Raw genomic sequence first — 23,699 nt, 5'->3', positions numbered from 1 at the left:
AGATGATAATTAAAGGTAAGGAGAGACACTGATGAACCAGCTTGTATTTTTCCTCGGACCGGCGGGGGCTGGCAAAACAACTTTGGCCAAAACCGTTGCGTCCCGCAATAAAGCCGCTGTCCTGGATATGGACATTCTGCTCCGTCCTGCTGCTGATGTCATTATGAAGATGCATGGTCTGGACCCCGCTGACCGGGATTCTGCCGAATATAAGAGGTTATGCCGCGATCTGGGCTACCGGATCACCATGGATGCCGCGCTTGACAATATGGGGTTGGACTGTGACGTGTTTGTGGTGGGTCCATTCACCAAAGAAGCCGCTGATCCGGGATGGATCGGAAGTGAGCTGGCCCGGATCGGCCGGACCCTGGAGGAAATTGAAGTAAAGGTTGTCCTGATGAGTCTGGGCAACGCCGGGCTGTACCGTGAACGGATTGAAGGCAGGCATTCGCCGCTGGATGCCTGGAAGTTTCAGAACTGGGAGACGTTCCGCGCTTCACTGGGCAGCCGCACGGTAGCCTGGCCGCTTCCGGCAGATAACATTCTGCAAATTGACAATTCGGGCCCGGATGTCCGGACAACGGCTGAGGCGATTGAGCGGTTTATTTATGGTTCGCGTTAAGTGGACACCGGTAGTTAAGCGTAAATAATCCGGCTTACCTGCACCGAATTGCTCTGTGGGCGCTGTTGTTTCGGGGCAAAACAACCTATGCGTGCTCAACAACGGCACTTATGCCGTTGTTTCGGGGCAAAACAACCCATGCGTGCTCAACAACGGCACTTATGCCGTTGTTTCGGGGCAAAACAACCCATGCGTGCTCAACAACGGCACTTCTGCTGTTGTTTCGGGGTAAAACATCCTATGCGTGCTCAACAACGGCACTTCTGCTGTTGTTTCGGGGTAAAACATCCTATGCGTGCTCAACAACGGCACTTTTGCCGTTGTTTTAGAGCAAAACAACCCAGGAGTGCTTCCTTATTCGGTATGTTATCTCAGCCCTCCAGCCCATGCAGCCGCTTAAACTCCTCTGGTCTCATGCCGGTGACCCGTTTGAAGACTGCGCAAAAATAGCTGGTGTTCTCAAACCCCGCCTGCTCTGCAATCTCATAAATCTTCTTCTCCCTGCCGCTGAACATCAGCTGCTTGCTGCGGTTGATCCGCTGCTTGTTGATATAGGTTACCGGCCGTTCGTGCAGCGTCCGCTGAAACAGCCGGCATAAATATTGCGGCGAGATCGAAGCTATCTCGGCCAATTCTTTGAGCGGCAGTGTCCGGTGCAGGTTGCTTTCGATATGCTCCAGCACCGGCTTGATGCGTTCCAGCTCATCCGGTCCGCCTGCCGGTGCCGCCAGCTGAACTTTGAGCTCCAGCATCAGTGCATACATCAGCTTGGAACGCTCCAGATTCATCTGGAGACTATTGCCATGCGAGAGCTCCAGCATTTTTTGCAGAGGCTCCAGTAGTGAGAGCCCGTTTAGCCGCCCCGTTCCGGACTCCCGGATTCCGGCATATGCCAGCAGACTTCCCGCCTCTCTTCCATTAAAAGAAACCCAGGACAGCTTCCAGGCTGCGCTGATCGGTGCGTAGGCATGGGCAACATGCGGAAAAAGAAAAAAGACATCCCCCGGCTCCACAATGTAATGTTTGTCCTTCAAGAACAGCTCTCCTTTGCCCTCAAGAACCTGATGCAGCTGATAGTCCGGGAATCCAGCAGGCCGCTCCATTTCCGGCTGATGCTCCCAGAACCCGATTGTAGTCGCATACAGCGGCAATGCCGTCATCTCTTCCGTTTCGCAAAAGACCAGTGTGCTCTTCATGTTCATTCTCCTGTTTCATATTGTGATATATATGCGAATATTCTTCTATATCTCTTGAAGAGTAGCCCTTTTATAATATGAATATAATAATATAAGGAGATGTTAATGTGCGCAACAAATTTACCTATGTGCCACCTGCCAACGGATACCCTGAATGGAATAACAACCCGGAAATTTTTCAGTTGAACCGTCTGGATGCGCATGCCTCCATGATCTCATATCCCAGTATTTCCGAAGCCTTGAAGGGGGAACGGACAGCGTCGCCCCATTACCATCTGCTGAACGGGACCTGGAAATTTGCTTTTGCAGAAACACCGGAGCAGCGCGTTCAGGACTTCTATACAGCGGGATATGACAGCAGCAGCTGGGCGGAAATCCCTGTCCCTTCCCATTGGCAGTTTCAGGGGTATGACTACCCTCAATATACCAATGTCCGGTATCCGTGGGCAGTTTCGGAGCCGGATTTGAAGCCTCCTTTTGCCCCGACGGTATACAATCCTGTAGGTTCATATATCCGTACCTTCACTGTGCCGGAGAGCTGGGCGGGCCAGCCGGTCTATCTCAGCTTTCAGGGAGTTGAAGCCGCTTTTTATGTGTGGGTGAATGGTGAATTAGCCGGTTATGGTGAAGATACGTTCACCCCTTCCGAATACGATATTACAGCATACTTGAAGGAAGGCGAGAACAAGCTGGCAGTTGAGGTCTACCGCTGGTGTGATGCAAGCTGGCTGGAGGATCAGGATTTCTGGCGGCTCAGCGGGATTTTCCGTGATGTCTATCTCTATACGGCCCCTCCCGTGCACATTGCCGACTTTTTTGTCCATACCGGCCTGGATGAGCATTATACTGATGCGGAACTGAATGTGGATGTGAAGGTTGAAGATTATTTTCATGCAAAAGCTGGCCCATATACGGTTGAAATGCAGCTGTATGACGCTGTTGGCCAAACCGTGTGGGCTGCTCCGGTATCTGCGGTGGTTTCCTTTGGGGACGGTGAACTGCAGCAGCTGAAGCTCGGAGCAGCAGTTGCCGGACCGGATAAATGGAGCGCTGAGAAGCCGTATTTGTATACCCTTGTCCTCTCCTTGAAGAATGAACAGGGTGAATTGCAGGAAGCGGTCAGCAGCAAAGTGGGATTCCGCACGTTTGAAATTAAGGACGGCCTGATGAAGATTAACGGGAAGCGGATTGTTTTCAAAGGCACCAACCGCCATGAGTTCTCTTGTGAAACCGGCCGGGCACTCGGTAAAGAGGATATGATCCGCGACATTGAGCTGATGAAGTCCCACAATATCAATGCCGTGCGCACCTCCCACTACCCGAACCAATCCATCTGGTATGAGCTGTGTGATGAATATGGACTCTATGTCATTGATGAAACCAATCTGGAGACGCACGGCTCCTGGCAGTATGGTCAACAAGAGCTGCATGACGGTAACGTACCCGCCAGCAGACCGGAATGGCGCGCCAACGTGCTCGACCGCTGCAATTCCATGATGCAAAGGGATAAGAACCATCCATCCGTGGTGATCTGGTCGCTCGGCAATGAGTCCTTCGGGGGAGATAACTTTATTGCCATGCATGACTATCTGCGGGAAGCTGATCCGGGCCGGGTGGTTCATTATGAAGGGACATTCCATTACCGTCCGTCGGATGCAGCAAGCGACATTGAATCCACAATGTATATCAAGCCGCGGGATGTTGTTGAGTATGCGAAGAAAGACCCCAAAAAACCTTACATTCTCTGCGAATACAGCCATGCGATGGGGAACTCCTGCGGCGGCTTGCATCTGTATACAGAGCTGTTCGACCAATATGATATCATTCAGGGCGGATTCATCTGGGACTGGGTAGATCAGGCGATCCGCACCACAACGGCAGATGGAATTGAGTATCTGGCTTACGGAGGAGATTTCGGGGAAAATCCGCATGACGGCAATTTCAGCGGCAATGGACTGCTGTTCGCAGACCGCAGCATTACCCCTAAGCTGCTGGAGGTTAAAAAATGTTACCAGAATGTAAAGATAACCGCTGTGGATCTGGCAGAAGGCCGTTTTGAAATCCGCAACCATTATTTGTTTACGAACCTGGCTGAGTACGGGCTGATATGGACAGTTGCCTTGAATGGTACAGTAGTGCAAACAGGTGCAACCCAGGTCTCTGCTGAACCGGGAGCAACCGCTGAATGTGTCATTCCTTACGATGGAAGCACTTTTGCAAGTGAGAAAGAAGCGGTATTGACCCTATCCTTCACTCAGCCTTCAGCGACTGCATGGTCTGAAGCGGGGCATGAGATTTCCTGGGAACAATTTGTGTTGTCCCCAGGTGCCGGAGCAAACCCTTCCGCTGCTGCCAATGCAGCCGGAACTGAACTGCGTATCACCGAACAAACGGAGGTCGTTACGATACAGGGAGACAGCTTTGCTCTGGCCTTTAATACTGCAACCGGTGAGCTGTTCTCCTATACTTCTTCCGGCAAAGAGCGTTTGCTTGCACCTGTGAGACCTAACTTCTGGAGAGCGGTGACGGACAACGATCTGGGCAATGGTCTTGATAAACGCTGCGCGGTATGGAAGGATGTTTCTTACAGCAGAACCCTTACGGGCTTCTCCTGTACAGCCGGAGATCATTCATGCATTGTAGAAGTCAGCTATCTGCTGGCCACTCAGCCTGCTTCCACTCTGCTGCTGCAATATAAGATTACGCCGGACGGAAAAGTCGATATCACACAGGAACTGAATCCGGGAGGTGAAGGACTGCCGGAAATCCCCGAGTTCGGATTGCTGTTTGAACTGGATGGGGAGCTGGATACGGTCTCCTGGTACGGCAAAGGGCCGCATGAGAATTATTGGGACCGGCAGACCAGCGCCAAGCTGGGACGCTACTCCGGCAAGGTAAGTGAACAGTTCGTCCATTATCTCCGTCCGCAGGAATGCGGCAACAAAACCGGTGTGCGCTACGCTTCACTTACCGAGAGCGTGTCCGGCAACGGGATGCACCTGGAAAGCACTCTACCGTTCGAAGTCAACGTCCTGCCATGGACACCGGAAGAACTGGAAGCCAGCGATCATCCTTATAAACTGGCCCCTTCCGCCAAGAGCGTGCTGCGAGTCAATTACAAACAAATGGGTGTCGGCGGAGATGACAGCTGGGGTGCTCCGACGCACGCAGAATTCACGCTTCCGTCTAACCGTCCATACAGCTTCCGCTTCACATTGTCTGTTATTTAATTTTTTAATATTGCGAGAACCGGAATTTCCCATTTAAAAAAGGCGCGTTCCCTTCTATGAAAGGGAAAACGCGCCTTTTTTATTTCAGATGAACCACCTGGGCGGGTGTACCATAAGATAGGGGTATACAGGAACTAAGGAGGAATATTTCATGCAGTATTATTGGAGATCCTACTTCCCCGTACAGGGAAGCCCTAATGCCATGCACCAATCCATGCCTATAAATGCGGCAGCGCAGGGATGCTTTAGCAGAGCGCAGGTTGAACTGATACTCCATATGAGAACCCTATGGGAGCAGCATGTGACCTGGACCATCATTGCCATCCGCAGCCTTGTATACGGGTTGCCTGACATCGATGCTGTATTGCCCCGCCTATTGCAGAATGCACAGGATATGGGAGATGCCCTTAAGCCCTTCTATGGTGCAGCAGCAGGTGACGCTTATGGCCAGCTTATTAAAGAGCATCTAGTCATTGCTGCCGACCTGGTCAAAGCCGCTAAAGCTGGAGACCAAGCGGCTGCGGCCGCAGCGGAGAAGAAATGGTATGCCAATGGCGACCAGATTGTGGAATTTCTCAGCCGTCTGAATCCGTATCTGCCCAAAGAGGAATTCAGAAAAATGTTCTACCAGCATCTGGCCTTAACCAAAGCAGAAGCCGTGACTCTGCTCCAGAAGGATTACAAACAAAGTGTCCAGCTCTATGACCCTATCGAAAAAGGTGCCTTGGCAATGGCCGACATGCTTAGCTCGGCGATTATTAATCAATTTCCGCAGAGGTTCTGATCTGTTGCTGCTAAATCTACTACTCTACCTGCTCATTCAGGAATTGTCCTGCTTCCTGAAAGCTTGGAATTCCTCCAGCGCCAACAGCTGCGCACAATGCAGCTCCGACTGCAGCTTCTTCCGAAGCAGCACTCAAGATTAGGGGCAGTCCGAACCGTGCCTCCACTTTCGAGCGCAGAGCCGGATTGGCGCGCAACGCGTTGCCGGAACCTATGAGCCTAGACCATGTTTTCCCGGAACCCATCTGCTCAATAGTTGAATAAAAAGCATACAGCTCATCGGTAATGCCTTGGAGAAAAGCATGGGCCAGCAGGCCTGGAGTGAAATTGTCCAACGTGATCCCCTCCACACTCCCCCGTGCCTCCGGGTTCAGCCGCGTACCCAGAAACTGCGGGTTCACGGTGAGGCCTTCTGCTGTGACAGGTCCATCTTCCAATAATTTGTCCAATAAAGGGTACACCTCTTGTTGGGGTTGTCCCGAATAGGCTTCGATGACTTGCCGATAGAACTTCTCCAGAAGCGCATAGGATTTCCCTCCGCTCAGTGCGGCACCAACCATTAGGACACCGCCTCCGGGATAAGGCCGTGCTTCCAATCCCTCAATCCTGCCGATCGAACCGGTCAGCATGGCCGACAATTGGCTGCCGGTCCCAATGTTCAGCAGCAGCGCTTCTTCGGGAAATGGAACGCTGCCGATAAAGCTTGCCTGATTGTCCCCGAGTGAAGTGTATACCGGAATACCCTGCCGGGTTAATCCCACAAGCGTTCCAGATTGAACCACCCGGGGCAGCAGGTCTGAATGGATACCTGACCGTTCAATGGCCGCCATGTCAAAAGCTCCATTTGGGAGGCTGTAACATCCCAGCCCGGCAGCTTGCGTGGAATCAATCACCGGCTCCGAGCTTTCTGCTAATCGCATGGCGGCATAATCGGCGATGGTGCATAAGCTGACGGCTTCTATGGGGACAAGCCCGTGTCTCAGATTATAGAAATGAGTGGCCAGCCCGTAGCCGGGAGCAACCGGATAACCGGTATCCTCACTCAACTTCTGCGCGTGGGTGTGGAATTCGTCATATGGCACACTGCCTCTTCCATCCTGCCAGGTATAGAGCGGACTCACATGCTTCCCCGCAGCATCTATGTACACAATCCCATGCATTTGTCCGGTGAATCCGATCCCCTGAACCTCAGGCTCCCGCGACAGCAGCTGCTCAGAAATGCCTTGCACGAGACCGAGGATAGCCGAAGGGTCCTGCAGGCGTTCCCATATTCTCCCGCAGCCGGAAATGTGCGCCGAATTCTTTGCTGTAATCTGGTGCAAGACCCTTCGGTGTTCCAGGTCATATACCAATCCCGTAATGGAGGTTGTTCCAATATCGATTCCGATCGTTCTCACAAGGTATCCTCCTGTCGAATCTAATGCGTCATACATAAATTAAAACATAATCCATGATACTAGGCATAGCTAACAAACCTTATGATACACGATGGAGGATCTGGAATGAGACTTCGGGATAAGGTCGCTGCCGAAGCAGATATTCAGCGCTTAATCGATACAACGGTTACGACCTACGGAACCTTGGATATACTCGTCAATAATGCCGGGATCATGGATAACTTTGAGCCAGCCGATGATATTGCCGATGCCGACTGGGAGCGGATCTTTGCTGTCAATACTACTATCGGCTCAAGCACGACCCATATTAATGAGTTCGGAATGGGCCGGACCCAGCCGGGAATGGCGATTAATCCAAGGATGGGCGAGCCGGGAGAAGCCGCACAGTTCGCGCTTTTTCTCGCCTCAGATGAAGCGAGCTCTATCAATGGCGTGGTGGTCACCGCAGATGGCGGCTGGACCGCCTACTATTGACCGGTTACCTAAGCAAAAAAATCCGGCAACCGCAAATAAGCTGGGGGTGCCGGATAAGGCATGGAGTGGGCAATCCACCACTCCAATCTGTTAACAGCAGCTGTTGGCTGTATATACATGAGATTTGTCTGCGCCTGGAATACCGGGAATGATTGGAGTTGCTCCCGAAGCGAGTATGATTTCATCCGGGTTCACTTGTTCCACGAATTCTCGCGTTACCTCTGTATTTAACACGACTTTTACCCCTGACCGGTCAAGCTCACCCTTCTGCCATACAGTAAAGGTGTTCAGGAGTTCTTTGCCAGGAGGGATTGCAGCCAGGAGCCACTGTCCGCCAAGCTTACCGCTCTTATCATACAAGGTTACATCATGACCGCGTCTTGCGGCGATAATGGCCGCTTCCATACCGACGGGTCCGCCGCCGGTGACCATCACTTTCTTTTTAACCTCAGCTTCCTTAAGCTCATACTCGCTTTCTTTGCCTGTCAACGGGTTGACCAGGCAGGACACTGGATTTTACTGAGCGATCTTTTCCACTTAAAAATCAAAATTGTCTGGATCTGGGCCGACCCGGTGATTCTGATTCAAACTGTCGATTTGTTCCATGTCTTCTTTCGTTAATACAAAATCGAACACGTTGGCATTTTCAACAATCCGGTTTTCTTTAGTGGATTTCGGAATCGTCACTACACCATTCTGCAAGTCCCAGCGCAGTATAACTTGGGCAATGGATTTGTTATATTTATCTGCAATTTCTTTGATGTCCGGATGATCCAGCAGTTGACCCTGCATTAATGGAGACCATGCTTCCAATTGAATGCCTTGCGCTTTGCAATATGTTTGCAATTCCTTTTGGGTCAAACGCGGATGATACTCCACTTGATTCACCATAGGTTTAAGTTCCGCATCTCGCATTAACTCTTCAAGATGATGAATTTGGAAGTTGCTTACACCAATCGCTTTGACACGGCCTTCTTTATAAATGGTCTCCAAGGCTCTCCAAGCTTCCTTGAACTTCCCTTCTACCGGCCAGTGAATCAGGTACAAATCCAGGTAATCCAGACCCAGCTTGTTAAGGCTTGTCTCATAGGCTGCCAGCGTAGACTCATACCCCAAATCGGCATTCCATACTTTGGATGTCACAAATAGTTCTTCTCTGCCGGTACCGGCATCTTCGAGCCCTTGGCGAATTCCCCGTCCAACTCCCTCTTCATTGCCATAGATGGCGGCCGTATCGATGCTGCGGTACCCGTGTTTGATAGCCGCCTTTACCGCATTTTCGAGTTCAGGACCTTCGTCCACTTTAAATACGCCCAAACCAAACCACGGCATGCTCACACCATTATATAGAGCAGTTGTATCTTGTAAATCTTTTGGCATTAATTCTTCCTCCATCCGTATCGATTTCAGTGAAATTCATGAGGCGGGTCCGGCTCTTCGGCCCTTCGGCCCGTCGCAGGTTACATTATAAATTCAATCTGTGGTTAAGAGTAGTACGTACTTTTTAGTACCGTAGGCACTTAAAAGTACCTATAAATATCCAGGGAATGCCGGAAGAGAACATAAAAAGCGGACTGCATAAATGCACAGCCCACTTTGTGACCATTATTTTATAAGTTCGTTATCCCATAAAAGTACTGCTGGCTGGCATTCTTATTTCAGGTTATGCCACAGCGCCATAGCGTTTGTGTTTATGTCCTACGATTTCTTTTGAAAAACAACAGGTTGAGGTGCTACCAAACAAATAGCGCAGCCAATCAGACCTCCAAGCACATTCAAAATCAGATCATCGACATCAAAACTGCCCATGGATAAGAGAAGCTGTGTGCCTTCCAGAGAAAAGCTTAATCCGAGTGAAAGTACAAGAGCCTTGAATAAGCCCCCTTTAGCTGATAGCCGGATGAATATCCCTAAGGGAACAAACAGCGCAATATTCCCAAACAGATTGACGAAGTCGTGCGTATTAGAGAGATGGTCCAGATTTTGGCGGATAGAGAAAAAGGGAGTGAAATTGGCATATGCCAGCCCGTTCTCTATCATCTCAGGATGTTCCAGCACACTATGCAACTGATGCCAGAGGAAAGCCATTTCCACCGGAGCGTACTTGAACAAAATAATTTTGATCAATATATACAAATATACGGCAAACATCAGGGTCAAAAGCTTCCGGTCCATCCGCTTCATGTTGTGCTCCACTTGCTGAGCTCCACGGTGACAATGACCCCATCGCTGTTGTTTCCTGATACTGTATAAGGATGTCCGGCAGGCACCTGAACACTGCCCAATTGGGAAGCCGGTACATATAGCATGAGATATTTGCGGTCCGCGACCGTAATTCCCAGGCGCTTCCGCTGTTTCAGATCGGCAAGATATTCTTCCAGCACCATGTTCTTCTCCTTCATGACCAAACTATGCGGCAGACCGACGTAGCGGAAATGCCAGGCCTCGTATTTAATTCCCGTAATATTCGTTTTGTCTTCGGGGTACCTGAGAATAAACCCGTAGTCCCAAGCGTTAGCCCGGAGCCATTTCCCTTCCGGTGAATCCTTGATTTCTCCGCGCGAAGAGCCAATGTCCAGCGACAGGCCTGTGTTGTGTTCACTGTAACCAGCAGGTAAGGCGTAATCCGCTCCTTTTTCACGGTAGAGCTTGCCCTGCTCCTCTTGATTCCGGTATCCGCTGCTAATGCGGAAATTATCTACCCCGTCCTCGGCCGCCGCTGCGGTCAGCTCCGAAAACCGTTCGGTTACCTTCCTGGACAGCTCGATGGAACGGTCAAGCAATTCAAACCCCTGGGTCAGCTCATCATGGCGGGAAAGCTCAATGATGTCATTAGCAACCCCTTTCGTATGTACAGGATAGTCCTTGTTGACTAGAATGAGATTACCCTTGTGAATTTGTTTTTTGTCTATACGTATGGTTATTGTATCTTCTCCAGAAGCAGATATTTCTGCCGCATGCTCTATAATGGCCGGATTCTTGGCCGGCAGCATTTCTTTTTGATAGATTTTGAACGCGATGACCAGCAAAACAATGCACAAAAAAAGCCACTTCTTCAATGCAAGCATCTCCCTTTTACCGTTTGTTTCACCAGAATACAGGGAAAAGCTTAAATACAAAGTGGCCTAAAAATTAAATTTTCCTTAAATTCAATAAGTCTGTCTGATTTCAGTCTTGAAGCGGCAAGCGCACCTCGAATAAGGTCCGGGTTACACTGCTCTCTGCGGAGATGGTGCCGCCATGCTGCTCGACGATATTTTTGGCGATAAAAAGCCCCAGGCCGGTGCTGTTCGCATCCGAGGTGCGCGCCCGGTCTCCTGTATAGAACATATCGAAGAGGAAAGGCAGCTCATCCGGAGGAATGAAATTTCCGTAATTAATGATCTGGACCAGCGCATTGCTTTCATCCAGCCGGCAGTGTATATCCACAAATTGGCCATCCTTGCCGTATCGCGCTGCATTGGTCAGAAGATTCTCGAAGACGCGGGCAAGCAGCTCCCCATCCGCAGGAATGACGATCTGAGGCGTAATTTGCAGCCTGGTTGCCAGTTTGTTTTTTTCGAAAAGCGGATAGAGTTCTTCATTAAGCTGGAACAGCAGCTCGCTGAGATCGATCGGCGTCTTGACGACTGTAAGCATTCCATAGTTGACTCTCGTAATCTCGAACAGCTCTTCAATCAGCTTCTCCAGCCGCTGCGATTTGGTGTACGCAATCATGGTATAATGCTTGGTCTGCTCGGCCGTCAGATCAGTATGATTCAGGATGTAATCCAGATAACCCAGCACCGACGTCAGCGGCGTCCGGATATCATGCGCCAGATTCAGCACCAGCTGATCCTTGCTGCTCTCGGCAAAATCCCCCCGCTCCACAGCTTTTTGCAGCTGCTCGCTCGCCCGGTTGATGTCTTCGGCGATAACCTGAAATTCATCGTGAGAGGTGATCTCCACCCTGGAGCTAAACTCACCGTTGGCAAGATTGTGAATGCCTGAGGAAATTTTGTCAAAATAGGCGGCGTACCGCTTGGTCAGCAGGAAGAAAAAGATGATTGCCAACGGCACGAACAAAATTAAAAAAAAGTTAACATCCCCAACCTTATATATGAAAGCCCGCAAGCGGACAATATCATCCTCTGCCAGAACCTTTTCATGGTAATACAACTGCAGTCCTTTATAGACCAGATAAGTGAGGAAACCGGAGATCAGCATACTAAGCCCGAACAGCAGCAGCATACTTGTGCGGAAACTGCGCTTTTGTCTAACCATTGAACGTATATCCTACGCCCCAGACGGTTTTAACAAACTTTTTAGGGTCCTCGCCCAGCTTTTTGCGGAGGGTGCGGATATGGACCATTACAGTATTGCCGCTGTCATAATAGGACTCGCCCCATACCTGCTCAAAGATATTTTCTGCACTGAATACCTTGTTCGGGTGGCTGGCCAGCAGATGCAGAATGTCAAATTCCTTCGGTGTGAGTTCAACCGTCTGTCCGTAGATTGCGACGGTGCGTTTATCCGGATCAATGATCAGAGCGCCAACCTGCAGTATAGAGTGCACGCCTTCAGCCGGCTGATTCAGCTGCATGGCCCGGCGAAGCTGGGCTTTGACCCGCGCTACCAGCTCCATTGGATTAAACGGTTTGGTCATATAGTCATCCGCTCCAAGGACCAGACCGGTTATTTTATCCAGATCCGTAGCCTTGGCACTCAAAAAAATGATTGGCATCCGGTACTGCTCGCGGATCTGCCGGGTGACCTCATGACCATCCAGCTCGGGCATCATGATATCCAGTATGGCCAGATCAACCGGTTGGGATTGCACGGCCTGCATAGCGGCTCTCCCGTTTGCGGCCTTAACCGTATGATAGCCCTCCCTCTCCAGGTGTATGGCAATCAGTTCAGCGATCTCCGCCTCATCATCCGCAATCAAGATTGTAATCGGCTTCATTTCGTCACAGCCTCCTGTTTCAGATAGCCCCCATTATACTTGAAACTGCCGGTCTCTGCATCCTGTTATGATCGAACTGGTCCGCTGAGTCAGTGCGGAAGCTGGAAACAAAGGCAGAAATACCTTAGATTCCAGTATGGCGCTGGCGGTCAAATCAAAGGCAGAAATACCTTTGATTCCAGCCAATATGGCGCTGGTGGTCAAATCAAAGGCAGAAATACCTTTGATTCCAGCTAACATAGCCTTGGCGCGCAAGACAAACGGCTACTCTGTCCAGTGAAGGACAGCGTAGCCGTTCTGGATGTTAATGTATAGTTCCGGCGGCAAGCCCAAAGTGGGAAATGTGAACCTAGATCTTAGCATGCTGCCAATTCCATGGTTCACTAATTCCAATGCACTCCCGGAAGCACACTGCAGGTCTACCCTTCCACAGCTAACCGGAGATCCTTAACCCTTAGATTGGAGCTGAACAGGCCTGAAGGACTGGTGAGTTTATAAGAAGGATAATTCTCCTCTGCTGCCAGCGTCATCGAGGAATCAAACAAGGATTCCTGCTGGCGGTCACACAAGAAAGTGTAGGGTTCGTTCTGAAAAACGATGTCTGTAGCATTTGGTGAGTCTACGATCTGAATGACAAGGACACCATTGCAGCCGCAATCTTCGGTATCATAGAACAGCTTGAGAAATCCCGGTCTGCCATTCAGGCTTTCTCCCAGCCGTCTGACGGTTAATGGGTCAAGTTGAATTTGCATTTCACAGTTCTCTCCTTTGATCTGTAAGTTACGTAGCGGAAGCTGTGCAAAGTAGTATAGTCCTATTCTTCCCGCAACGCCTGTGATTGCAGTCACTTCAATTATGACACTCATACAACCGCCAGCGGGACTTATCCGATCTGGGAACGTGCCGCCTTTTCCATAATTAGCAGCTGATCTCTTACGGTGACTGACTCTCCAATGATGATGATGGCTGGATTGCTGATCTTCATAGCGGCAGCCAGCTTATCAATGTTGCCCAATGTTCCCGTTACCGTGCGTTCACGGACTGTCGTTCCGTTCTCGATCAGTGCAGCGGGTGTTGCAGGGTTCTTCCCATACTTTAACAGCTGCTCACGGATTTCAGCTAACGTACTGACTCCCATATAAATAACCAGAGTATCCACACTGTGGACAAGCCCTTCCCAGTGCACGGCTGAAGCATGGTCATGGCAGCGGCTGCCGGTCACAATGGCAAAAGATGCCGCAAGCCCGCGGTGTGTCAGCGGAATTCCGGCGGAAGCCGCCGCACCGATGGCTGAGGTGATGCCCGGAATGACCTCATAAGCGATACCGGCGGCCGCGACCGCCAGCGCTTCTTCCCCGCCTCTCCCAAACACATAGGGATCGCCTCCCTTCAGCCGGACAACTTGATTTCCGGCGGCTGCATATTTGATCATAAGCTTTTCGATGGCTTCCTGCGGCATGGAATGATGGCCAGGAGCTTTGCCGCAGTAGATTCTCAGGGCCTCCGGTTTCCCGTAACCCAGAATGTCTTCATTCACCAGCCGGTCATAGAGTATTATGTCAGCTGTCTGAATCCTCCGCACGGCTTTGAGGGTAAGCAGTTCCGGGTCGCCTGGTCCTGCTCCAACAATCGATACACTCCCTTGGATCATAGGCTTCTCTCCCGCAGATCACTATGTGAATTAGCGGCTGCTATTCCGCTGAACGGTTCACTTGGCTTCACGTTATTCATGAATAGCACCCCTCATCCATATTGATTGTTAAGTATTACAGAGTCAGATAGATTGAACCATTGCTCTGGTCCACTTCGACCTCATAAGTAACTACATGGCCATGGTCCGGCTCCTGGACCACGCCGGTATGCAGATCAATGCGCCAGTCGTGGAGCGGACAATGTACTTTTGAACCACAGACCATGCCTTCCGACAAAGTTCCGCCTTTATGCGGGCACTTATTCTCGACCGCCAGCACTTCTCCATCCGAGAGACGAAATAGTGCAATCACATTGTCGCCTATTCTGACGGTACGGGAGCCCTTAATATCAATATCTGTCACCTTGCCCACCAGCATTTTGGTCATTTCCATTGGGTGTTCCCTCCTATACCGTCTTCATTTCGGATAACTGCTCGAAATTCTTACGCAGCTCCGGCTCATTCACAATCTGCTTCCATGGATCGGTTGTCACACTAAGCGCGGTGAGGATTCTCTCCTGAAGGGCAAGCCGGTTCTCCCGTACCTCCAGCACTTCCTTGATACTGTCTAGTCCTACCCGCTCCACCCATTGCGCGGTCCGCTCATTCCAGCCGGCCTGTTCGCGGTAATATTGCAGGAATGCGCTGGCCCATTCCAGGACCTCATCATCGGTTTTGACCACACAGAGCAGATCCGTGGCCCGTACATGCACGCCACCGTTACCTCCGATATGCAGCTCCCAGCCGCCATCGATGGCTACCACGCCAAAATCCTTAATCGTTGCTTCCGCGCAATTGCGCGGACAGCCGGATACCGCAAGCTTCACTTTGCCCGGTGTATTCAGCCGCTCGAATGCTTTCTCCAGCCGGACTCCCATACCCATGGCATCCTGGGTACCGAAGCGGCAGAAGGTCGAGCCGACGCAGGTTTTGACTGTACGGAGCGTCTTGCCGTAGGCGTGGCCCGAAGGCATATCCAGCTCTTCCCACATCTTGGGCAGGTCTTCTTTTTTGACACCGAGCAGGTCCAGTCTCTGTCCTCCAGTGAACTTCACCAGCGGAACTTCAAATTTGGCGGCAACCTCGGCAATTTTCATCAGTTCAGCCGGTGAGGTTACGCCGCCGTATATCCGGGGGACAACGGAGTAGGTTCCGTCTTTCTGAATATTGGCATGATAGCGCTCATTCGTGATCCGGGATTCTTTTTCATCGATATATTCTTCAGGCCACAGCATCCCCAAATAGTAATTTAGAGAAGGGCGGCATTTAGCACAGCCTTCTTCCGTATTCCATTCCAGGACATTCATGACTTCCTTGACGGTCTTCAGCTCCATCCGCCGGATTTCAGCGACAATTTCGTCCCGTCCCAGTGTGGTGCAGCCGCAGATGCCTTCTTTAACCGTTACCACATTATCTCCGGCATATAATTGCAGAAGCCCTTCCACCAGCGGTTTGCAGCCGCCGCAGGATGCGGAGGCTTTGGTGCAGGCTTTGATCTCGCCGACACTCGTACAGCCTCCGGACTGAATCGCTTCGGCAATGGCGCTTTTGGATACCCCGTTGCAGCCGCAGATGATTTCGTCATCGGCCATTCCTTCGAGCCGGTTGCCTTTGGGAGAAGCCAGCGCATCTGAGGATATGCCGAGCAGCAGCTCCTTTTCTTTTCCTTTAATGTTTTCGCCATTTTTGATCATGGAGAAGAGCTGGGCACCATCGCCGGTATCCCCGAATAAAACGGCGCCGACCAGCTGGTCATCCTGGATAACCAGTTTCTTATAGATCCCTTCGATCTCGTCCTGATACCGGAGGGCTCTGGTGCCGGGCCGCTCTGTGAACTGGCCTGCTGAGAATACGTCGACACCGGACACCTTCAGCTTGGTTGATGTTACCGAACCCGAGTAGCCATCCGTAGGAACCTGAGCCAGTCTTTTGGCAAGAACTGCGCCTTGTTCATACAGCGGTGCTACAAGCCCGTAGGCAATCCCCCTGTGCTCCGCACATTCCCCCACGGCATAGACGCCGGGAATATTGGTTTCCATATAATCATTAACGACGATCCCCCGGTTTGTCTGGACTCCGCTTTTCTGCGCCAGCTCCACATTGGGTTTGATGCCGACAGCCATCACAATCAGATCCGCATCGGCAATCTCCCCGTCTGCGAACAACAGGCCTTTGACTCTCTTTTTACCGAGAATCGCCTCAGACTGCTTGTTCAGCAGAAACTTCATTCCCTGCTCTTCCAGCTCTTTGCGGAGCATCACGGATGCCGGTTCATCCAACTGGCGCTCCATGATATAGGGATGGATGTGTACAACGGAGACCTCCATCCCCAGATGCAGCAATCCTCTGGCCGCCTCCAGACCCAGAAGCCCGCCGCCGATCACCACGGCTTTGCGGTAGCTCTGTGAGGTTTCCTGCATGATCTGGCAATCCTTGATATCGCGGAAAGCAATGACCCCTTCCTTCTCGGCTCCAGGGAGCGGGAGCATGAACGGATTGGAGCCTGTCGCCAGAATCAGCTCATCATACGGCAATACTATTCCTTTATCGGAGTATACTTTACGCTCAGCAGTATCAATGGAGGTGATTGTGTGCCCCATATACAACCGGATGCCATGGCTGTGGTACCATTCCAGATCATTGATAATGATCTCCTCCATGCTGGAGCCGCCTGCCAGAACAGAGGACAGCATAATCCGGTTGTAATTGGGATGCGGCTCTGAGCCGAAGATGGTAATCTCATAAGCCTCCGGGGACAATTTCAATAAGTGCTCGATAGCCCGCACTCCGGCCATCCCATTGCCCACCAATACGAGTTTCTTGCGAATGTCTGTCATCTGTCTCTCTCCTCTCCATGTGGACAACAGAAAAAGCCCGCTTCACTCCACACGGAAACATATATCTCCCGTTGTGAAAAGTGAAAGCAGGCGCCATTGCCGCTTCAAGCGAATACACCATTGTATTCGTAGACTTGTTGAAATTCTTAACCCGACTATACTACAGGAATTCTAATTACGTCAATATTGTTAACACATAAAATTTTATAATTTTAATTTATCGACAAAATCATGTAATGTGTGTTATATAATATTACATCATCATTCTTACGTATCTAAGATGCAATACTTCCACCCGATGACTACGAAGTAAAAAGGAGCGTCAAACTATGCATTCCCTGTTGATTATCCAGAATAACAAAACAGAGAACGTCACAGAAGAGCGTTCATCAACAGGACCGGACTCCCTGCTTCGTTCCTGTGGTTATGTGGTCACGGCGGCAGCTTCTCCAGAGGAGGCAAAGCTGATGATCAGCGATGCGGATGCCTCTATCCTAGATTTGCCGGTTACAGAGATCGCCTCCTGGAGAACATCACTGATGCAGTGTAAAACCGCTCCAATTCTATGGTGGTGCACTTCATCAACGGCAACCTTATCGGTTGCCGCCTGCGAAGATGATATTATGGTGGACGGAATTTTATCTCCTTCTATGCAGCCTCAGGAGATTCACTGGATTCTTCATTTCAGTGCAAGGCAATGCTTCGAGCGCCAGCAGTGGCTCAAGGAGCGGGAGCAGCTGCTGTCACGGATTGAAGAGCGGAAATGGATCGATATGGCCAAAGGCATCCTCTCCAAAGCCAAGAATATCAGCGAATCCGAAGCCTATGACCTTCTTCGCAAGCAAGCCATGAATGAACGCAAGCGGATGGTTGATGTAGCTACTTCTATAGTCAAAGTGTATCAACTGCTGCAGGATCAAACTTAAGGAGAATCCCATATGATTAATATTCTAAAAGAAGTCGCCCGGGGCAAACGGGGGGCCCGTGATTTAAGCTACCAGGAAGCGGAATACGCAGCAGAGTCGATTCTGGGTCTGAGTGCTTCCCCTGTGCAGATCGGTGCCTTTTTGATTGCGGAGCGGATCAAGCTGGAAAGCATTGAAGAGCTCGAGGCCTTTGTGTCTGTCTGCCGCAAATACGCCCACCGTGAACCTGTACAGCAGGGTCTGGATTGCGCCGGGCCTTATGATGGCCGGAAGAAGTCTTTTGCCGCAACGTTCCCGACTTCCTTCTTATGCGCTGCGGCGGGGCTTCCTGTCACCCTTCACGGGTCAGCCTCATTACCGCCTAAATGGGGGATCACCCTGCAGGATATTATTCAGGAATCGGGGGTTGAGGTGACCGCGCTCAGCCGGGCAGAAGTGGTGGAATCGGCAGGCAAAAGCGGAGTGCTGTACGTCCATGCGGAAGGGTGGTGTCCGCCGCTTGCGTCTATCCGCCAGCTTCGTGAGGATATTGGCATGCGGACGATCTTTAATACGGTAGAAAAGTTCATTGATTATGCCTGCTCTCCCTATATCGTATTTGGAATCTATCACAATACGGTTTTTGACCGCATCTCCAGAATGATTCTTAAGCTTGGCTACCGCAAAGGCCTGGTTGTACAGGGATCGGAAGGCTCCGAAGATCTCTATATCGACCGCCCGAACCGGGTATATTACGTTGCCGATGGGACAGCCCAACTAGATATCATTGATCCGGAACTGCTGGGCCTTGAAACGCCGGTGCCGGAGATGGACTGGACTCCCCGGCTGCAATTGTCGGCAGCGGAAGCTGTGCTGCAAGGTGGCGGACATCTCGCCTTTTACAATCAAGTGCTGCTAAATGGGGCTGCCCGCCTGCATCTGGCCGGAAGAGTCAATTCGATTGAAGAAGGTGTCTACACCTGCAAGCATCTGCTGGATAACGGCGACGCCTGGGCAGTCTATTTGAAATGGAAAAGCTCACTGCTTGGCAGCAAAACGCCGTCAGAATCCGGCTTGTCCATCTGAACATACACAAAAAAAGCGCGTACCCGTACTCATACGGATGCGCGTTTTTTACTATCCACAACTTTTTCAAATGCCGCAGAGTATTCCTTCTCACTTCAAATTCAGTGCACGCTGCGGCTTGCCTGTTGAAGAATCGCCTTGAGGCTCACGCGCCCCTCCTAACTTGAACACCAGAATCCCTCCAACAATAATCAGCACGCCGATAAGCTGATTGAAGGAAAACGGCACCTTGGTCAGGCCCAGCCAGCCCAGCGAATCCCATAGAAGTGCAAATCCCAGCTGCGAGGTGAGTACGATGGAAATGGCATAAGTAGGTCCGAGCAGCCGGGTGGCCTGCACCAGGCAGATGACCACACCTACGCCAATCATGCCGCTGAACCAATACCAGAGCTGCATATGCTGCAGAGTGAACATGTTTTTACCTTCCATAATCAGTCCCATCAGCAGTGAAGCGATAAATCCCATGCCCAATACCAAGGTTGTAGTAGACCAAGATCCCGTATGCTCATTGACTTTGCTGTTGAAAATATTCTGTAAACTTACCAGGCAACCGGCGATCAGCGCCAAAATTAATCCTATTAACATTTCAAAATCACTCCGTTCAAAAGCTTAATCTTATGTCTTTCAGTTGGGCTCATAGATGTTGCGGCTCGCGAGTGCGGTAAGCCCTGCCTTGTCTTTTACCAGAAGATGTCCGTTTCCCCGCTCAATGAGGCCGTTTTGCGTAAGCTTTTGAATGACCCGGTTCAAATGCCTGTAGCTCGTTCCAATGAAATTGGCGGTATCGGTCAGGTTGATCGTACTCAGTTGGCCTGTAAAGTTAGGGTCGGATTCATCATAGGAGATGGACAGCAAATAACTGGCTAGCCGCACCTCAACAGGATGCATCAGATTCAAGCTGAGGAAATTAGATTTACGGTAGAACTTGTGGGTAATAATCTCCAGCAAAAAATTCAGGAGCGGCGGATGATCCTTGCCGTATTTGTTCAGCCAGCGGTACTCTATGCCAAGCATATGCACCGGGGACACGGCTTCCACCGTATTAATCATTTCCGTGCCTTGAATGTATTCGACATCACCGATCAGCTCCAGCGGTGTTTTGAAGCAGATAATCAGCGTTTTTCCTTCAGGAGTGGCCGTGAAGATTTTGAGCTTTCCTTTGACCAGAACATATAGATATTCGGAAGGGTCCCCTTTGGAGCAGATATGCTCCCCTTGTGCAAAGCTGTAGAGATGCAGATGTCCACTAAGCTGTTCATTAAAAATAGCCGTCAGGGAATGTGCCGCAATATGTGCCTGAAGCTGCTCCCGATCCTGAATTTCTTTCATAGCCCGCTCCCATCCTTAAAATTTCAAAATCACCACACCGGCAATCATCATCCCGATCCCGATGAACTGCGGCAGACGCATCTTCTGCTTCACCACTCCGAACCACCCGCTGATATCAATCAGAAAGGTCAGGCAGAGCTGGGCGATCAGCAGTGCAGAGATGGTAAGTGTCACTCCGATGTCTTGAATAGCGGTAACTTCGCTGAAAATAACAAATGCCGCCAGCGCCCCGCCGAACAGATATAAAGGTTTGACCTGCTTAACCCCCTGCTTCTTCGCATCCCGTACGAACAGCAGAATCATCAGTGCCATTACGAATCCGGTAAATTGGGTAACCGTTGCAGCCTGCCAGGTGCCAATATCCTGGCTGATCCTGGCGTTGGCTACCCCTTGCAGTGTAATGCAGGCCCCGCCGATAAAAGCAAAAATAATCCCTTTCATAAGTTCTCTCCTCTGTCTTAATCTCTGTATTCATTAAAAGACATATTCAGCATTTGCGGTAGGACATATGTCCTGAGCAGCGTAAGCGGTCCTCCGGGAGCGACTGTCCAGAGACAGCACAAAACCCGTCTTAGGCCGCAAACGGGCTTCAGACGGGCTTGAATTATACGCAGAGCTGCCGCATATGTACATTAATCCAGCAGCTTCAGCTCATGGAGCTGGTCAAAAATCATCCGGCTGACAGCCGACACCCGCTCCCGGTCTTCATAGCCAAGCCAAGCGATCTCGGCAATTTCCGAGGCTGGAGCCAATTCTCCCGTGTAATCGGCTGTATAACAAGCCATCTTCACCTGTACACCTTCCGCTTTGCCATGGGCGGCAGCTTCAAAGATACCGAAAGGTGTGACTGTGTCGGACAGGATGTCCACGGACAGCTCTTCTTTGACTTCCCGGATCAGCGTCTGGACATCCGTCTCGCCGGACTCTCTTTTTCCTCCGGGAAAATAATAAGTATCTTTGCCTTTGGACCGCGCACCCAGCACTCTTCCATCTGAGATTACAATCCAGGCAACTTTATCGATGATTCCGTACATTTCCAGTAATCCTCCTCAGCTTCTTCTCTTCCGGTCCTAATTAAAAAACATATCCGGAGATTAGGAAAGGACATATGTCCCGGCAGATCAGCTGATGGGTCCAAAATCGTTTTTAATGTGCATATGCGCTTGTGCTTCATCCCAAGGGACGGAGTAGGACTGGCCTTTGGCGCAAAAGATAGATGATGAGGGATACGCCGGATCGGCATCCTTATTGTAATTTTTGAGTGCGATGACTGACTCCGTCTGGTGACAAGGCTGGTACTCGGCAACCTTAAGCGAGAGTGCGCCTTTCCCTTGGGTCATCGCAGCCAGCCGGACACCGTAATTCAAAAAAGTGGCTACCGGCACCTTGCCGGTGATCACTGCTTTGGTGCCGGTGATCTCCGGTGGGCCGAAGCTGCCGTTCGCCTGCTGGATGTCTGTCATTACTTTTCCAAGGTCATCGGTGTCTATCCTGATTTTGAGGTCATAGACCGGCTCCAGCAGAATATTCTCAGCCTGTTCCAGCCCCTGGCGCAAGGCGCGGAGCGCCGCTTCACGGAAATCACCGCCATGCGTATGCTTGTTATGGGCTCTTCCGCTCAGCAGTGTCATCCGCAGATCGGTGAGCGGCGAACCCGTAAGCAGTCCATGATGTCCGCTCTCCAGCAGATATTGCCCGACTTGGTGCTGATAGCCCGCTGCCAGATCATCGGGATGGCACTTGTTGACGAATACCAGGCCGCTGCCCCGTTCACCCGGTTCCATCCTCAGCAGCACCTCGGCATAGTGCTTCAGCGGCTCAAAATGTCCGCAGCCAAACACCGGGGCAGCTATTGTCTCCTTGTATAGAATCTCCGGCGGGCCAAACGCCACCGGAATCATGAACTGTTCCCGCAGGATCTGCTCCAGAATCTCCAGCTGAATCTGGCCCATCACCTGAATATGCAGCTCCTGCAGGGTCATATCCCAGCTCACATTCAGAGAAGGGTCCTCTGCTCCCAGCAGTTGAAAGGCCGTAAGCACCTCCTTCAGATGCACCGGCGGCTCGAACAGCACCTTGGATTTCAGCGTTGGGACCAGTTCGCTGTCCCGTCTGTCCTGCAGCACCCCAACACCGTCACCCGGCCTCACGGCCGACAGCCCGGTGACTGCAAACAGCTCACCCGCCGCTGCCCAATCCACCGAGACATACTTCAGGCCATTCACTTTGCGGATTCCGGTAATCCGCTCAGGTTCCGCCTCCTCTGACGCTCCACAATTCAGCTCTTCCCTTACCTTGAGCACTCCCTGCAATGCTTTGATATAGGTAATCCGGGTCCCCTTCTCATCATGACGGATTTTGTACACCCTGCCTGCAAAAGGCAGCCCGGCATCATAATCTGTTACGGTCAGGGACTTCAGCCTGTCCAGAAATACATCAATGCCTACATCCAGCAAAGCAGAGCCCGCCATACACGGGAATAGGGTGCCTTCCCGGACCATGGACCTCATCGCTTCCCGCCAACCGGCATCGTTCATTGCCCCTTCGAAATAAGCATCGAGCAATCGTTCATCGCGTTCAGCCAGGAAAACCCTCAACTCCTCAGAGATTTCACCGCTTTCGGATTGCGGGAGCAGCACTGCACTGCTGCTCAGCCCGCTGCGGATTTCTGCGAACACACGCTGCGGATCCGCTCCGGTCCGGTCCGTTTTATTGATAAAAAAGAAGGTCGGAATCCCGTGGCTGCGCAGCAGCTGCCAGACGGTTTCCGTATGGCCTTCCACACCTTCGACGGCGCTGACAATCACTACAGCATAATCCAGAACCTGCAGCGCCCGCTCCATCTCCGGTGAGAAATCGACGTGTCCGGGAGTATCCAGCAGAAAATAGCGCGTATCTCCGTATATAAACTCTGCCTGGTCGGCAAACACGGTAATTCCGCGCGCTTTTTCAATCTCATGGGTATCCAGAAAGGTATCCTTATGGTCCACTCTGCCCCGGCTGCGTATTGCCTGTGTATGATAAAGCAGCTGCTCGGCAAAAGTGGTTTTACCGGCGTCGACATGCGCGAGCAGTCCGATGGTAATATTGTTCATAGGGTAATACGATACACCTCCACGGATATAGGGGCAATGGATCTGTCACAGATCAATCGCCTCCCGGTTCAGGCGGCGCAGTCTTTGCTCACAGTAATCGCTCGCCATAT

At 51.1% G+C, this 23,699-nt stretch carries 23 protein-coding genes; 6 read left to right on the top strand and 17 right to left on the bottom strand.

What is annotated here, in order from left to right; genetic code table 11:
• Window positions 1-31: 31 nt before the first annotated feature.
• The gene (locus PGRAT_RS14975) at window positions 32-622 is read left to right on the top strand and encodes a P-loop nucleotide/nucleoside kinase family protein (RefSeq protein WP_036706039.1); all 591 of its coding nucleotides are present in this window, start codon (window positions 32-34) and stop codon (window positions 620-622) included.
• 371 nt (window positions 623-993) lie between these two features.
• On the opposite strand, the gene PGRAT_RS14970 is transcribed toward PGRAT_RS14975, so the two are convergent.
• Window positions 994-1,818, bottom strand: a complete 825-nt coding sequence (locus PGRAT_RS14970; protein WP_042266819.1) for an AraC family transcriptional regulator — start codon at window positions 1,816-1,818, stop codon at window positions 994-996.
• Window positions 1,819-1,925: 107 nt separating this feature from the next.
• Here PGRAT_RS14970 and lacZ point away from each other — a divergent pair, with 107 nt between their 5' ends.
• Both lacZ and PGRAT_RS14960 read left to right on the top strand, forming a co-directional pair.
• Window positions 1,926-5,048 carry a beta-galactosidase, LacZ type gene (lacZ, locus tag PGRAT_RS14965; protein WP_025709199.1) on the top strand — a complete coding sequence of 1,041 codons (3,123 nt, stop codon included), beginning with the start codon at window positions 1,926-1,928 and terminating at the stop codon, window positions 5,046-5,048.
• A gap of 151 nt (window positions 5,049-5,199) precedes the next feature.
• Entirely contained in the window at window positions 5,200-5,832 is a 633-nt protein-coding gene (locus tag PGRAT_RS14960) for a hypothetical protein (protein WP_025709201.1), read from the top strand.
• A gap of 19 nt (window positions 5,833-5,851) precedes the next feature.
• Here the strand turns inward: PGRAT_RS14960 and PGRAT_RS14955 are convergent, their stop codons facing one another.
• Window positions 5,852-7,228: a sedoheptulokinase gene (locus PGRAT_RS14955; RefSeq protein ID WP_025709202.1), complete on the bottom strand. Its 1,377-nt coding sequence runs from the start codon at window positions 7,226-7,228 to the stop codon at window positions 5,852-5,854.
• A 105-nt stretch (window positions 7,229-7,333) separates the two neighbouring features.
• Here PGRAT_RS14955 and PGRAT_RS14950 point away from each other — a divergent pair, with 105 nt between their 5' ends.
• On the top strand, window positions 7,334-7,702 hold the full coding sequence (locus tag PGRAT_RS14950) for an SDR family oxidoreductase (protein WP_051424806.1): 369 nt from the start codon (window positions 7,334-7,336) through the stop codon (window positions 7,700-7,702).
• Window positions 7,703-7,792: 90 nt separating this feature from the next.
• Here the strand turns inward: PGRAT_RS14950 and PGRAT_RS14945 are convergent, their stop codons facing one another.
• The 10 genes from PGRAT_RS14945 to nirB form a co-directional block, all read right to left on the bottom strand.
• On the bottom strand, window positions 7,793-8,191 hold the full coding sequence (locus PGRAT_RS14945) for an FAD-dependent oxidoreductase (protein WP_272945734.1): 399 nt from the start codon (window positions 8,189-8,191) through the stop codon (window positions 7,793-7,795).
• 48 nt (window positions 8,192-8,239) lie between these two features.
• The gene (locus PGRAT_RS14940; protein WP_025709207.1) at window positions 8,240-9,082 is read right to left on the bottom strand and encodes an aldo/keto reductase; all 843 of its coding nucleotides are present in this window, start codon (window positions 9,080-9,082) and stop codon (window positions 8,240-8,242) included.
• Window positions 9,083-9,400: 318 nt separating this feature from the next.
• Window positions 9,401-9,898 (bottom strand): VanZ family protein, encoded by a 498-nt coding sequence (locus PGRAT_RS14935; RefSeq protein ID WP_238326926.1) that lies wholly within the window; start codon window positions 9,896-9,898, stop codon window positions 9,401-9,403.
• A complete protein-coding gene (locus PGRAT_RS14930; protein ID WP_025709211.1) occupies window positions 9,883-10,761 on the bottom strand; it encodes a D-Ala-D-Ala carboxypeptidase VanY in 879 nt (292 codons plus the stop codon). The genes PGRAT_RS14935 and PGRAT_RS14930 overlap by 16 nt, the downstream gene beginning before the upstream one ends.
• 109 nt (window positions 10,762-10,870) lie before the next feature.
• Window positions 10,871-11,965 carry a sensor histidine kinase gene (locus PGRAT_RS14925; protein WP_025709213.1) on the bottom strand — a complete coding sequence of 365 codons (1,095 nt, stop codon included), beginning with the start codon at window positions 11,963-11,965 and terminating at the stop codon, window positions 10,871-10,873.
• Window positions 11,958-12,647: a response regulator transcription factor gene (locus PGRAT_RS14920; RefSeq protein ID WP_025709214.1), complete on the bottom strand. Its 690-nt coding sequence runs from the start codon at window positions 12,645-12,647 to the stop codon at window positions 11,958-11,960. Before PGRAT_RS14920 ends, PGRAT_RS14925 begins: the two co-directional genes overlap by 8 nt.
• Window positions 12,648-13,066: 419 nt before the next feature.
• Entirely contained in the window at window positions 13,067-13,399 is a 333-nt protein-coding gene (locus PGRAT_RS14910) for an iron-sulfur cluster biosynthesis family protein (protein WP_025709216.1), read from the bottom strand.
• A 131-nt stretch (window positions 13,400-13,530) separates the two neighbouring features.
• Complete coding sequence (gene cobA / locus PGRAT_RS14905) at window positions 13,531-14,298, bottom strand: uroporphyrinogen-III C-methyltransferase (protein ID WP_042266812.1); 768 nt, start codon at window positions 14,296-14,298, stop codon at window positions 13,531-13,533.
• Window positions 14,299-14,413: 115 nt separating this feature from the next.
• On the bottom strand, window positions 14,414-14,725 hold the full coding sequence (nirD, locus tag PGRAT_RS14900) for a nitrite reductase small subunit NirD (protein WP_025703642.1): 312 nt from the start codon (window positions 14,723-14,725) through the stop codon (window positions 14,414-14,416).
• Between the two features lie 19 nt (window positions 14,726-14,744).
• The gene (nirB, locus tag PGRAT_RS14895; RefSeq protein ID WP_036703138.1) at window positions 14,745-17,174 is read right to left on the bottom strand and encodes a nitrite reductase large subunit NirB; all 2,430 of its coding nucleotides are present in this window, start codon (window positions 17,172-17,174) and stop codon (window positions 14,745-14,747) included.
• Between the two features lie 329 nt (window positions 17,175-17,503).
• Here nirB and PGRAT_RS14890 point away from each other — a divergent pair, with 329 nt between their 5' ends.
• Complete coding sequence (locus PGRAT_RS14890; RefSeq protein WP_025703643.1) at window positions 17,504-18,100, top strand: ANTAR domain-containing response regulator; 597 nt, start codon at window positions 17,504-17,506, stop codon at window positions 18,098-18,100.
• 12 nt (window positions 18,101-18,112) lie between these two features.
• The gene (locus tag PGRAT_RS14885; protein WP_025703644.1) at window positions 18,113-19,165 is read left to right on the top strand and encodes an anthranilate phosphoribosyltransferase; all 1,053 of its coding nucleotides are present in this window, start codon (window positions 18,113-18,115) and stop codon (window positions 19,163-19,165) included.
• Window positions 19,166-19,255: 90 nt separating this feature from the next.
• Here the strand turns inward: PGRAT_RS14885 and PGRAT_RS14880 are convergent, their stop codons facing one another.
• From PGRAT_RS14880 to PGRAT_RS14860, 5 genes are all read right to left on the bottom strand, one after another.
• Entirely contained in the window at window positions 19,256-19,750 is a 495-nt protein-coding gene (locus tag PGRAT_RS14880) for a DMT family transporter (protein WP_025703645.1), read from the bottom strand.
• 39 nt (window positions 19,751-19,789) lie between these two features.
• The gene (locus tag PGRAT_RS14875; RefSeq protein ID WP_025703646.1) at window positions 19,790-20,494 is read right to left on the bottom strand and encodes a Crp/Fnr family transcriptional regulator; all 705 of its coding nucleotides are present in this window, start codon (window positions 20,492-20,494) and stop codon (window positions 19,790-19,792) included.
• A gap of 15 nt (window positions 20,495-20,509) precedes the next feature.
• Entirely contained in the window at window positions 20,510-20,935 is a 426-nt protein-coding gene (locus tag PGRAT_RS14870; RefSeq protein WP_025703647.1) for a DMT family transporter, read from the bottom strand.
• 191 nt (window positions 20,936-21,126) lie between these two features.
• On the bottom strand, window positions 21,127-21,528 hold the full coding sequence (locus tag PGRAT_RS14865) for an NUDIX hydrolase (protein WP_025703648.1): 402 nt from the start codon (window positions 21,526-21,528) through the stop codon (window positions 21,127-21,129).
• An 87-nt stretch (window positions 21,529-21,615) separates the two neighbouring features.
• Window positions 21,616-23,589, bottom strand: a complete 1,974-nt coding sequence (locus tag PGRAT_RS14860) for an elongation factor G (protein WP_025703649.1) — start codon at window positions 23,587-23,589, stop codon at window positions 21,616-21,618.
• Between the last annotated feature and the right edge of the window lie 110 nt (window positions 23,590-23,699).

Origin of the sequence: Paenibacillus graminis (genome assembly GCF_000758705.1) — a bacterium.
In the GTDB taxonomy this organism is placed as follows: domain Bacteria; phylum Bacillota; class Bacilli; order Paenibacillales; family Paenibacillaceae; genus Paenibacillus_AQ; species Paenibacillus_AQ graminis.
Note: the sequence above shows the minus strand (reverse complement) of the source record. Positions and strands in the feature narration are given on the sequence as shown.